Raw genomic sequence first — 12,193 nt, 5'->3', positions numbered from 1 at the left:
GCTCCTGCTGGTGGTTGCGAGGCTGTCACACCTGACGGGCCGTTACCAGTCCCTTGCGGGTCACTTCAGCAGCTTGGAGAGCCGGCGGTCGGCCAGCGGCTTGCCGCCGGTCTGGCAGGTCGGGCAGTACTGCAGCGACGAGTCGGCGAAGGAGACCTCGCGGATGGTGTCCCCGCAGACCGGGCACGGCAGGCCGGTGCGGCCGTGCACCCGCAGGCCGGTCTTCTTCTCGCTCTTGAGTTCGCCGGCGGCCAGCCCCCGGGAACGCTCGACCGCGTCCCGCAGGGTGTCGCCGATCGCCGCGTGGAGGGTGGCGGTCTCGGCCTCGGTGAGCCGGGCGGCCGGCTTGAAGGGGGACAGCCTGGCGGCGTGCAGGATCTCGTCGGAGTAGGCGTTGCCGATGCCGGCCAGCACGCTCTGGTCCCGCAGCACACCCTTGAGCTGCCGCTTCTCCCCGGCCAGCAGCTGGTGCAGCCGCTCGGTGGTGAACGCCGGGTCGAGGGGGTCGGGGCCGAGCCGGGCGATGCCGGGCACCTGCTCGGGGTCGGTGACGCAGTAGACGGCCAGCCGCTTCTGGGTGCCAGCCTCGGTGAGGTCGAAACCGGTCGTCGCGGGCTCGGCGAGCTGCACCCGCATCGCCAACGGGCCCTTGCCGGGGCGGGGAGGAGCGGCGGGCAGCTTCTGCTGCCAGCGCAGCCAGCCGGCCCGGGCCAGGTGCACCACCAGGGCCAGGTCGCCCGCGCTGATCACCAGGAACTTGCCGCGCCGTCCGACCGCGTCGACGGTGCGCCCCTGGAGCGCGGTGACGGGCGGGTCATAGGTCTTGAGCACATTGACCGCCACCGGGTGGACCCGCCCGATCTCCCGGCCGACCAAGTGCTCGGTGAGGAAGGCGCTCAGCGCTTCGACTTCTGGCAGCTCCGGCACGCCCGACAGTCTGCCGGGCCATCGCCGCTGGTCAGCGGCGCCACGCCATGAAAGGGTCGGGCATATGTCAGATCAGCAGATGGACTTTCAGCATGAGCTCGAGCTGGCCGTGGAGGCGGCCCGCCCGATGCTGGCCACCGGCCGGGTGGCCGACTACATACCCGCGCTGGGCGCGGCCGACCCAGGCGCCTTCGGGCTGGCGCTGGCCACCGTCGACGGCGAGCTGTACGGCGCCGGCGACTGGCAGACACCGTTCTCCATCCAGTCCATCTCCAAACTGTTCGCCCTCGCCCTGACCCTGGCCAGCGGCGACGCCATCTGGCACCGCGTCGGCCGGGAGCCGTCCGGCACGCCGTTCAACTCGCTGGTGCAGCTGGAGTCCGAGCACGGCATTCCGCGCAACCCGTTCATCAACGCCGGCGCCATCGTGGTGACCGACCGGCTGCTCAGCCTGACCGGCAACGCGGGCGCCGCGATCCGCGAGTTCCTGCGTGCCGAGTCCGGCAACCCGCACCTGGACACCGACCGCCTGGTGGCCGCCTCGGAGGCCGAGCACGGCCACCGCAACGCGGCGCTCACCCACTTCATCGCCAGCTACGGCAACCTGGAGAACCCGGTCGAGGCGGTGCTCCGGCACTACTACGAGCACTGCGCGATCTCCGCGAGCTGCCGCGATCTGGCCCTGGCCGGCCTCTTCCTGGCCCGGCACGGCGTGCGCGCCGACGGCAGCCGGCTGCTCTCCCCCAGCGACGCCAAGCGGGTGAACGCGGTGCTGCTGACCTGCGGCACCTATGACGCCGCCGGGGACTTCGCCTACCGCGTCGGCCTGCCCGGCAAGAGCGGCGTCGGCGGCGGCATCCTCGCCGTCGTCCCGGGCCGCGGCACCCTCTGCGCCTGGGGCCCGGCGCTCGACCGCGCCGGCAACTCGGTCGGCTCCGTCGCCGCGCTGGAAGCCTTCACCACCGCCACCGGCTGGTCGGTCTTCTGACCCGCGGGCGACACATCGGCCGGTCGCACTGACGCACCGCGACCGAATGGCTACCCTGGGTCGGACCGCACCGACCCAGGAGCTCCCGCCGATGATCCAGACGCCCCGCGAGGCCCTGCTGACGATCCGCCAGGACCTGGCCCCCGCCGAATCGGAGAACCGGCTGGTGCCCCGGATCGACCAGGGCCAGGCGCCGGTCTCGCTGATCGCCGAGCTGGCCGCCCAGGAGTACCGGATCGTCCGCAGTGACCGCCGCAGCCTGCTGGTGCTCGCCGCCCGCTGCGCGGACACCCCCGCCGGGGCGTACTTCGCCGCGCTGGCGGCCGGCGAGGCCCGGGCCCTGGCCGAGCTGCCGCCGCTCGCCGCCGCCTGCGGCATGGACGAGCAGCGGCTGGCCGAGCGCGAACCGCTGGCCGGCTGCCAGGCCTACCCGGCGCAGCTGGCCTGGCTGGCGCTGAACGGCGAGCCGGTCGCCACCGTGCTTGCGCTCACCGCCAACTTCGACGCCTGGGGCCGCTACTGCGCGGTCACCGCGGCGGCGCTGCGCCGGCACTACGGCTTCTCCGACCAGGCCTGCGCGTTCTTCGACTTCTTCGCCACCCCGGCCCCGGAGCTGGAGGAGGAGGCGATCGCGGTGCTGGCCGCGGGCGGGCTGGACGCCGCCAAGCTCGCCGAGGGCCGCCGCTACGGCCGCCTGCTCCAGTCCTACGAGCTGCTCTTCTGGAACACCCTGGCCGGCCTCTCCCCGACCGCCGAGCCGACGGTCGACTCCGGGCTCGGCCTGGCCTGACGGGCCGGCCGGGGGCGGGCTCTGGTTGCCCGGGCCGTGTCACCGGGCGCAGGCTGGAGGTGTCGCGGCGGACCGTCCCGGTCGGCCGCCGGAACCTCGGAGGTTCTGATGCCCACCGTCAGCCCGGAGCGGCCCGGAGGGGGCGCCGCGGGGGCGAAAGAGCAGGAGCAGGAGGACACCACTCTGCTGGAGGGTGTCACCTCCGAACAGGTGAAGCACGCGCAGGACGAGTCCCGCGCGGAAGGCGACCCCTTCGAGTACCAGGAGTGATCGATGCACACGCTGGAAGAGCAGATCGACCTGGACGTCCCACTGCAGGTGGCCTGGGAGCAGTTGCACCGAGTGCACCAGTACCCGGAGTTCGTCGAAGGGGTGAAGCACGCCCATGCCCACGGCAACCACCGGGCCCACCTCGAAACCGAGGTGCACGGCCACGAGCGGGTCTTCGAGACCGAGATCACCGACCGCGGCGGCAACCAGGTGATGGCCTGGCGCACCCTGGACGGCGCCCACCTGAACGGCACGGTGGTGCTGCGGCAGTTGGACGCCGGCTCGACCCAGCTGCAGGTGCGGGTCGAGTACGAGCCCGAGGCCGTGCACCAGACCTACGGCGGTCCGCGCGGCTTCGCCCAGTCCGGGGCGATCGAGCGGGCCGTGCACGGTGACCTCGAACACTTCAAGGAGCTGGTCGAGGCCGACCGCCCGCTCCCGGGCGGCGGCCGCTGACCGGCACCGGCCACCGTGCGGAGCGGCCCCGCCGGGGCCGCTCCGCCGTGCTGCCGGGGCTTTCCTGCCAGGGTCAGCGGAGGTGCTCCAGCAGCGCGGCCAGGAACTCCCCGGGCCGCTCCAGCTGCACGCTGTGGCCGGCTCCCGCCACCACCACCTCGCGCACCCGGCCGCCGGCCGCGGCGTAGCGGTCGAGCACGGCCCGGGTCTGGGTGACCATCGGCTGGGCCGGGCACCGCTCGGGGCCGGGCCAGCCGGGGAGCACGCCGAGCGCCCCCAGGTGGGCCGGGTCGAAGAGCGAGGTGTCGGAGACGATCACGTCGTCGGCGCCGCGGATCCACAGCACGGGGGGCTTGGGGTCGATCAGGTGCAGGTCGTCGATCCGGAAGTGGGTCGGGGCCATCGTGTTGAGCACCCCGCGCTCGCCCGGCGCGAAGCCCGGCCAGGCTTCGCTGGGGCGGCTGTCGCCCGGGTAGTGGTCGTCCCCGCAGCGGGTGGTGAGCATGGCGGCGACGTACCGGTCGGGGTCGGGCAGCGGCTGCTTGACGTAGGCCGCGTCCAGCACCGAGCGCGGGGCGAGCGGCGAGTCCGCCCCGGTCTCTCCGGCCGCCAGCAGCCGGACGAACTCGGGGTTGGCGCCACCGCCGCCCGCGCCCGCGCCGTCGGGCGAGTTGAGCTCGCCGTCCGGGCCGTGGGTGCCGCCGAAGCCGTAGGGCGAGACCGGGTTGAGCAGGGTCACTGATCGCACCGAGGCCGCTCGGTCACGCAGTAGTTGGAGCACCACGCCGCCGCCCATGCTCCAGCCGACCAGGTGGACCGGGCCGAGCGCGAGGCTGTCGACCAGGGCGAGCAGGTCGTCGCTGTAGTCGCGCACACCCCGGGTGGCGTCCACCGGCAGCGGTTCGGTGCCGCCGAAGCCGCGCAGGTCGGGCGCCAATGGACGGTAGTGGTCCGGAAGTTCGCACATCGTGGCGTGCCAGAAGGCGGCGGAGGAGACGTTGCCGTGCACGAAGAGCACGGGCTCGCCGGAACGCCCTTCGATTTCCGCGTAGTTGACGGTCGAGCGGGCTGTGGTGACCAGTCGGTCGGCTATCACGTGTGGCCTGTCCTTCAGTTGAGCCAGCCGGCGACCTGCGCGTCGGCCGCGCTGTCCCAGCCCAGTTCCAGGTGGTTGGCGCCGACGATCAGCGCGGTACCGGCGACCTTTCCGATTCCGGCGGTGTCCAGGGCGCTGGCCTCGAAGACCACGCCGTCGCTGGGCCCGCGGTCCTCGTTGAAGATGCCCAGCACATCGGGGGTGCCGCCGGCCAGCAGGTAGGTCTGCACGCCGGCGGGCACACCGGCGGCCTGCAGCGGGGCGATCAGCGAGCCGGCGTTGATCGCGGCCTGGATGCCACCGCCGTCGGTGTAGAAGCCCTGGCCGCCGTAGTAGGTGGTGTACCAGTCCTGCTGTGTCTGGTCGACGCCGAAGGTGCCGTCCCAGCGGGCGAGCATCTGCCGCTGGCCGGGGTAGTCGTCATGGCCGCCGCTCGGGGTGAAGGAGAACTCGGGGTGCGCGGTGTACGTGCCGTAGCAGGTCATGTGCAGGTGCGGGGAGGGCGCGTTGATCTGGCCGCCGCACTCCGGCCAGATCGAGAAGTCGTGGGCCCAGCCGTGCGCGAACGGGTAGTCGTAGCCGCCGTTGGGTCCGCCCAGGGTGATCAGCTTGCGCACGTCGCCGGCGTAGGCGCGGCCCCAGGAGGGCTTGAGTGAGGAGACGTAGGCGCGGGCGGACATCTCGCCCTTGCTCCAGCCGATCAGGTCCACCTGCGGCACCTGGAGCTTGGCCCGGATCAGCGCGACGGCGTCCCCGACCTCCTGGGCCTGCATCAGGTTGTCACCCTGCTTGTGGGCGAAGCCGATGGCGAACACCCGGTAGCCGCGCGCCACCAGGTACTGCATCAGCCCGGTGCTGGGGCAGTCGGCGGCGCCGCAGCCGTAGCCGCCGGACTCGCCCGGGTTGGCCCAGGCGCGGTCCGGGTTGTCGTTGGCGCCGTGCACCAGCAGCACCGGCACCTGGTGGGACCCGGTGTTCCAGCCGGGTGCGGAGTAGAGCAGGAAGCGCCCGGAGTAGGGCTCCTTGACGCCGCCGAAGAAGGTGAGGCGCTGGCCGTCCTGGTCGCCGCGGCCGTCCGGTGGGTACTGCTCCTGGTGGAAGCCGGTCGTGGTGTCGAGGTAGCGCTCGACGTGGTCCCAGCCGTTGGCGACCGTGCTGTAACCGGCTTCCATGGTCAGGTAGGAGGGCGTGGCGGCCGCCGCCGGGCGGGCCAGTCCGACCGCGCCGAGCAGCACCGCCACCACCACCGTGAGCAATCGCCGTCTTCCTCGCACGCCGTGTCAACTCCTCTCGCCCCGGGGCCGGTCGGCCCGCGCCCCGACACGTTAGGCGCCGGCCGCTCCCGCCTCCATGTGCGGCGGCCACACCGGGTGGGCGTCCGGCGGTGTGCGAAGTCGCCACCTACCTCTCGGCGGTGACGAAGCTGCGCTGGGAGGTGACGTAGTCGGCGCCGCGGCCGACGGCGATGGCGACGTCGGCGCGGTCGTTCCGCTCGGCCCGCCAGCCGTGCCGGTCCAGCCAGGCGACCGGGTCCTCGTCCAGCCCGCCGCGCCACAGGCCCATCACATCGGTGAGTTCGGCGGCCGAGTGCTCGGGGGCCGGCGGTTCGGGGGACTGCCGCCGGCCCCGGTTGCCGAGGCCGTGGGTGAGGGCCAATCGGCTGCCCGGGGCGCTGAGTTCGGTGATGGTGGTGAGGATCGCGGCGACGTCGTCGGATTCGAGGTAGACCAGCAGGCCTTCGAGCAGCCAGACGGTCGGCGCGGTCGGGTCGAAGCCGGCCCGGATCAGCGCGGTGGCCCAGTCCTCGCGCAGGTCGGCGGCGATGACGGTGCGCGGACCGGCCGGCTGGGCGCCCTGTTCGGCCAGCACCCGTTCCTTGAAGGCCAGCACGGCGGGCATGTCGAGCTCGTAGAACCGGGTGCCGGCCGGCCAGTCGAGCCGGAAGGCCCGGGTGTCCAGGCCGGCCGCAGGCGTCACCACCTGGCGGCAGCCGCTCTCGGCCGCGGCCACCAGGTAGTCGTCGAAGAAGCGGGTGCGCAGCACCAGGTGGCGGACCATCGCGACCAGGCCCGGCGACGGCTCTGCGGTGACGGCCAGGTCGCGCCGGCCGTCGGCGACGACGAAGGCGGCCGCGTAGGGGTCGTTGAAGAGGCGGTCGCGCCGGGTGCTCTCATGGGCCCGCACCCGGGCCACCCCGATCGCGGTACGGCCGACACCGTCGGGGATCTGTTCCTTGATCATGCGGCGGATGGTACGCCGCCGGCGCCGAACTCGGGCGTGAGTTCGGCGCCGGCGACGCTCAGCTGGGCGGACGGTGTGTCAGTGGCCGCCCTCGTCGACGACCTCGACGTCGGCGATGTTGCGGTCGATCTCCTCGGCGGGCAGCGCCACGGCGCGGGCCCAGTAGTAGATCGCGAGGGAGAAGACCGTGACGATCGCGATGTCGACCCAGAGCGGGATGATCTTCTGGGCGCTGTCGCCGAAGCCGCCCAGGTAGGAGATGACACCCAGGCCGATCAGGTAGGCCGGCAGCCACTGCGCTGCCTTGAAGGCCAGGCGCGGCGCGGTCGGCAGCTGCTTGGCGGTCGCGTACCAGGCGTAGCCGCCGAGCAGCAGGTAGCCGAAGACGATCGCCAGGCCCAGGCGCCACAGGGTGTCCCAGCCGGACCAGTAGATGACCAGGCTGGCGACCACGAAGGAGAGCGGGGCGATGACCTCACCGGCCGGCAGGCGGTACGGGCGGTGCATGTCCGGCTTGCGGACGCGCAGGGCGCCGAAGGCCAGCGGAGCACCGGCGTACATCAGCACGCTGGCCGAGGTGATGAAGCTGACCAGCTGCTGCCAGCTCGGGAAGGGCAGGAAGCAGATGACGCCGGTGACGAAGGAGATCAGCAGGCCGAACCACGGCACACCGCGGTCGTCGGTGCGCTGGAAGAGCTCCGGGGCGTAGCCGTTCTTGCTGAGGCCGTAGGAGATCCGGGAGGTGGAGGTGGTGTAGATCAGGCCGGTTCCACCGGGCGAGATCACCGCGTCGGCGTACAGCACCCAGGCCAGCCAGCCGAGACCGATCACGGTGGCCAGACCGGCGAACGGACCGCTGATGCCCGCGTAGTCGAGGTTGGCCCAGCCCTTGACGATGCTGGCGCCCGGGATGGCGCCGATGTAGACGACCTGCAGCAGGGTGTAGATGACCGCGCCGATGGCGACCGAGCCGAGCACCGCGCGGGGGATGTCGCGCTTGGGGTTCTTGCTCTCACCGGAGAGCTGGATCGCCTGCTCGAAGCCGAGCAGCGCGAAGATGATGCCGCTGGTGCTGATCGCGCCGAGCACGCCCTTGGCGCCGAACGGCATGAAGCCGTGCGAGGTGAAGTTGGACGCGTGGAAGTGGGTGAACGCCAGCACGAAGATGGCCAGCAGCGGGATGAAGATTTTCCACCAGGTGGCGGCGCTGTTGGTGTGGGCGAGCACCCGCACGCCGAGGAAGTTGACGGCGACGAAGACCGCCATCAGCAGGGCGGCGACGACGAAGCCGGTGGCCGTCAGCGTGCCGTTGGTGTTCTGGAGGTCCTGGAAGAACTTCCCGAAGTGGCTGGAGTAGCCGATCATGGCCTCGACCTCGATCGGCGCCACGGTGGCCGCCTGCAGCCAGGAGAACCAGCCGAAGCTCATGCCGGCCAGGCCACCGAAGGTGTAGTGCGGGTAGCGCGCGGTGCCACCGGCGACCGGGAACATCCCGCCCAGCTCGGCGTGGACCAGCGCGAGCAGCACGATGGCGACCGCCCCGATCCCCCACGAGATGACGGCCGCGGGACCGGCGACCACCACTGCGTTCTTCGCGCCGTACAGCCAGCCGGAGCCGATGATCGAGCCGACCGATGCCCAGAGCAGGCCGATCAGGCCGATGTCCCGGCGGAGCTTGTTACCGGAGCCCGTACCGGACGACGCTTTTGTGTCAACAACTGCCATGTGTGGGGACCCTCTTCAATGATGGCGGGTGAGAGTGCGGTGAACGCTAGCGGTCGATTAGGGATCTGCAAAGACCCGTGTTCCGAATAGTTATGTTCCGACGTCCGCTAGCACGGGAATTGGGGAATCGCACCCGCTGTCCAGCTGCTGAGATCACCGCAGGTCAGCGCCACCAGGGCGGTTGACCACTTACACACCTGCGGAATCCGCAGGAATATCCGAGGATGCCTTGAGGGTCCGCCCGGCATTCGCTTGAGCTTCTTTTGAGCTTTCCACCCCGCTCATGATTCGTTGCCTGGAGGCCCTTACTCCTTCATATCTTCTGCTTACTGGAGCGTAGGCCTTCGAATATCGGACACCGGCGTCCGGTGACGTCAGTCGGAGCGTCACCCGTTCGGAGGCGGGTGCAGCCCCGCACCAGTGCTCCTCTTGCCCCGGCCCGCCGCACTGCGGCAGGCTCTGGCCGAGGGGGCACACCGGCGTGCCCCCGCGAGCGGAGAAGGACGAGCCCCGATGACGACCCCTCAGGCCTCCCCGAGCGTGATCCCGCCGCTCTTCGCGGGGCTCTGCGACGACGCGGCGATCTTCCCGCCCGGCGACCTACCGCTCTCCGAGGCCGTGCCCGCCCACCGGGCCCACCGCACCGCGTGGTACGCCGACCTGGTGGGCCCGTTCCTGTGCGGCGCGGGGCGGATCGAGGCGCTCGGCGCCGAGCTGGGCGAGGGCGAGCTGGCCGTCGGGCTGATCGTGCCCGAGGGCAGCGCGGGCCTGGAGCCGGCGCTGCGGACCGTGGCGAACGACCCGCGGCTGCGGATCGCCGGCATCGAGATCACGGCCGACCGGGACGTGCCCGCCCCCGAGGGGGTCCGCCGGGTGCGCGCCGCCCTCGAGCGGCACCTGCCCGAGTACGCGCCCGCCGCGCCGACCGCGATCGAGCTCCCCCGGGGCGACGAACTGCTGCTGGCACTGGACGAGTTGGAAGGCGGCCCGTACCGGGCCAAGTTCCGCACCGGGGGCACGGCGACGGCCGCCTTCCCCGGCGAGCTGGAGCTGGCCTCCTTCCTGTACGGAGCGGTCTACCGCAAGGTGGCCGTCAAGTTCACCGCCGGCCTGCACCACGCGCTGCGGCACGACGACCCGGCCACCGGCTTCGCCCACCACGGGTTCCTCAACCTGCTGCTGGCCACCCACGCGGCACTCGGCGGCGCCGAGCACCCGGAGCTGTCCGCGCTGCTGGCCCGGCGGGACGGGGACGGCATCGCGGCCGAGCTGACCGAGCTGAGCGGCGACCAAGTGGCCGCGGTCCGCGCCGTGTTCACCTCCTTCGGCACGTGCAGCATCGCCGAGCCGCTGGCCGACCTGGCGGCGCACGGTCTGGTGGCCATCCCGCAGAGCTGACCGCCGCGGTCACTGGTCCCGCCCCGGCTGTTCACGCGGCCGCTACCAGCTAGTAACCTCACCGGGTCCACTCGCGCGCGACCATCCGGGTCACCCGCGAGTGCCCTGGGAGGGTCCATGCGCATATCCGCAATCCGCCGCCGCCTGCGCGCGGCGACCGGCGCCGCCGTGCTCGGCGCCGCCCTGATCGGCCTCGCGGCCGGACCGGCCTCGGCCGCCGAGGCCGACCACGCCCACCACACCTACTACCTGGCCCTGGGCGACTCGCTCGCCGCCGGCTACCAGACGCTGCCCGGCGGCGGCCACGAGGTCGGCCACGGCTACGCCCAGGACATCGCCCGCACTCTGGAGCAGCGGGCCACCGCCGCGGGCCGCGCGTTCTCGTTCACCGACCTGGGCTGCCCTGGTGAGACCACCGGCTCGATGCTGAACGGCGGCTGCCCCTACCCGCACAGCTTCCAGGGCGCCCAGATCGACGCCGCCGTCAGCTACCTGAAGGCCCACCACGGCGACGACCTGGTGGTCACGCTGGACATCGGCGCCAACAACGTGGACGGCTGCGCGGAGGGCGGCTCGCTGAACGCCGGCTGCGCCGCCACCGGCATCGCCACCGCCGGTCGCGACCTCGGCACCATCCTGGACCGCCTCAAGGCCGCCTCCGGACCGCACACCCGGATCGTCGGGATGAACCTCTACGACCCCTTCCTGGCCGCCTGGATGACCGGCGACCAGGGCAAGGTGCTGGCCACCGCGTCGGTGCCGCTGGCCGACGCCCTCAACGCCGCCCTGGAGTTCCAGGACTGGGCGCACGGGGTGCCGACGGCCGACGTGGCGGGGGCGTTCAGCACCAACTCCTTCCTCCCGCTGGTCGGCCTGGGCGGCGGGCAGGTGCCGTTGAACGTCGCCCGGATCATGGAGTGGACCAACATGTCGCGCGGCGACATCCACGCCGACGACACCGGCTACCAGGTGATGGCGAACGCCTTCCTGGCGAAGCTCTGACCCGCCGGCCCCGCCCCCGCGCGGGGCCGGTGCTCAGAAGAAGGTCCGCACCAGGTCCACCACGCGGGGGTCGGGCGCGTCGGAGTCGTCGACCACCGGGATCATGCTCCACCGGTCGAAGGCGGTGCACGGGTGCGAGAGGCCCAGCCGCACCACCTCGCCGATCCCGGCGGCGCTGCCGCGCAGATAGGCGTGCTGGTCGTTGAGCCCGGTCACGGTGCCGGCCAACGGCCGCCCGGCGCGGGTGCGTTGCACCGTCGGCAGGCCCTCGTCGAACGGGAAGTCCCGCTTGCCGCCGTCCAGCAGGACCAGGTCGGGCTCGGGGTGCGAGAGCACCCTCGCCCAGCCGTGCATCGCGGCCCGGAACGGCGCGCCGCCGGCGCCCCGGGCCAGTGGTGACAGCCCGTGGTAGAGCCCGTCGTCGTGGATCAGGTAGGCACCGGAGCGCAGCACCAGCCGGGTCTCGGGGACGCCGCCGAGCAGTTCGACCACCTGGTCGAAGTAGCTGCTGCCGCCGGCACTGAGCAGCACCTGCTCGGCCTGGTCGAGGAGTTGCTCGTCGCGGATCCGGGCGTGCAGCTGCCGCACCGCCAGCAGGTAGCGCTCCACCGCTGCCAGGGCGGCCGGTTCGGCGTCATGGGCCAGCACCCCCTCGTAGCCGCCCAGGCCGGTCAGTCGCAGCGTCGGGGCCGCGGCCGCGGCGCGGGCGACGGCGAGTCCGGTGTCCAGGTCGCGGACACCGGTGCGCCCGCCTGGTGCGCCGACCTCGACCAGGACGTCCACCGGCCGCCCCGCGCCGGCGGCCCGCAGTGCGCGGTCCATCTGCTCCACGGCAGCCACGGAGTCCACCCAGCAGACGAACCAGAACTCCGGATCCGCGTCCAACTCCTTTGCCAGCCAGGCGAGTCCGTGCGGGTCCAGCAGGGTGTTGGCGAGCACCAGCCGACGCACGCCGAAGGCGCGGGCGACGTGCAGCTGGGAGAGGTTGGCCAGGGTGATGGCCCAGGCACCCGCGTCCAGCTGGGCCTGCCAGAGGGCCGGGGCCATGGTGGTCTTGCCGTGCGGGGCCAGCCAGGCGCCGGCCCGGGCGCACCAGTCGGCCATGGTCCGCAGGTTGTGGTCGAGCGCACCGCGGTCGAGGGTCAGCAGCGGGGTGCCGAAGTCGTCCAGGGTCGGCCCGCCGGCCAGGTACTCGGCGACCGTGCACCCCCAGGCGGCGGACGGCAGCGCCTTGAACCGCCAGTCGATCCGTTCCGCGGCCAGCTGAGCCACCTTCGCCCGGTCCACCCGCACCTCCCAA

General features: G+C 72.5%; 12 protein-coding genes. 6 read left to right on the top strand and 6 right to left on the bottom strand.

The annotated features are described in order from the left end of the window. Positions 1-60: 60 nt before the first annotated feature. Entirely contained in the window at positions 61-927 is an 867-nt protein-coding gene (locus LN042_RS02390) for an Fpg/Nei family DNA glycosylase (protein WP_230048040.1), read from the bottom strand. A gap of 79 nt (positions 928-1,006) precedes the next feature. Between LN042_RS02390 and LN042_RS02385 the strand changes: the two genes are divergently transcribed. From LN042_RS02385 to LN042_RS02370, 4 genes are all read left to right on the top strand, one after another. Next, entirely contained in the window at positions 1,007-1,915 is a 909-nt protein-coding gene (locus LN042_RS02385) for a glutaminase (protein WP_230048039.1), read from the top strand. Positions 1,916-2,006: 91 nt separating this feature from the next. Next, positions 2,007-2,705 carry a thiaminase II/PqqC family protein gene (locus tag LN042_RS02380; protein WP_230048038.1) on the top strand — a complete coding sequence of 233 codons (699 nt, stop codon included), beginning with the start codon at positions 2,007-2,009 and terminating at the stop codon, positions 2,703-2,705. A 108-nt stretch (positions 2,706-2,813) separates the two neighbouring features. Next, positions 2,814-2,975: a hypothetical protein gene (locus LN042_RS02375; protein WP_230048037.1), complete on the top strand. Its 162-nt coding sequence runs from the start codon at positions 2,814-2,816 to the stop codon at positions 2,973-2,975. Positions 2,976-2,978: 3 nt separating this feature from the next. Beyond that, complete coding sequence (locus LN042_RS02370; protein ID WP_230048036.1) at positions 2,979-3,431, top strand: SRPBCC family protein; 453 nt, start codon at positions 2,979-2,981, stop codon at positions 3,429-3,431. A 73-nt stretch (positions 3,432-3,504) separates the two neighbouring features. Here LN042_RS02370 and LN042_RS02365 read toward each other — a convergent pair whose 3' ends face one another. From LN042_RS02365 to LN042_RS02350, 4 genes are all read right to left on the bottom strand, one after another. Further along, a complete protein-coding gene (locus LN042_RS02365; RefSeq protein WP_308191751.1) occupies positions 3,505-4,527 on the bottom strand; it encodes an alpha/beta fold hydrolase in 1,023 nt (340 codons plus the stop codon). A gap of 14 nt (positions 4,528-4,541) precedes the next feature. Then, a complete protein-coding gene (locus LN042_RS02360) occupies positions 4,542-5,774 on the bottom strand; it encodes an esterase/lipase family protein (protein WP_230048084.1) in 1,233 nt (410 codons plus the stop codon). A 154-nt stretch (positions 5,775-5,928) separates the two neighbouring features. Next, complete coding sequence (locus LN042_RS02355; RefSeq protein ID WP_230048035.1) at positions 5,929-6,768, bottom strand: SAM-dependent methyltransferase; 840 nt, start codon at positions 6,766-6,768, stop codon at positions 5,929-5,931. Positions 6,769-6,846: 78 nt separating this feature from the next. Continuing rightward, positions 6,847-8,493, bottom strand: coding sequence for an APC family permease (locus tag LN042_RS02350; RefSeq protein ID WP_230048034.1), 1,647 nt, complete (start codon positions 8,491-8,493; stop codon positions 6,847-6,849). Positions 8,494-9,006: 513 nt separating this feature from the next. On the opposite strand from LN042_RS02350, the gene LN042_RS02345 reads away from it, so the two are divergent. Together LN042_RS02345 and LN042_RS02340 are read left to right on the top strand one after the other, a co-directional pair. Beyond that, positions 9,007-9,891 (top strand): hypothetical protein, encoded by an 885-nt coding sequence (locus tag LN042_RS02345; RefSeq protein ID WP_230048033.1) that lies wholly within the window; start codon positions 9,007-9,009, stop codon positions 9,889-9,891. 117 nt (positions 9,892-10,008) lie between these two features. Further along, positions 10,009-10,893, top strand: a complete 885-nt coding sequence (locus LN042_RS02340) for an SGNH/GDSL hydrolase family protein (protein ID WP_230048032.1) — start codon at positions 10,009-10,011, stop codon at positions 10,891-10,893. A 33-nt stretch (positions 10,894-10,926) separates the two neighbouring features. On the opposite strand, the gene LN042_RS02335 is transcribed toward LN042_RS02340, so the two are convergent. Next, positions 10,927-12,180: an alanine racemase gene (locus tag LN042_RS02335; protein WP_230048031.1), complete on the bottom strand. Its 1,254-nt coding sequence runs from the start codon at positions 12,178-12,180 to the stop codon at positions 10,927-10,929. Positions 12,181-12,193 lie beyond the last annotated feature (13 nt).

It is taken from the genome of Kitasatospora humi (genome assembly GCF_020907985.1).
Classification (GTDB): domain Bacteria; phylum Actinomycetota; class Actinomycetes; order Streptomycetales; family Streptomycetaceae; genus Kitasatospora; species Kitasatospora humi.
The sequence above is the reverse complement of the archived record's forward strand: the minus strand, read 5'-3'. Positions and strand labels throughout refer to the sequence as shown.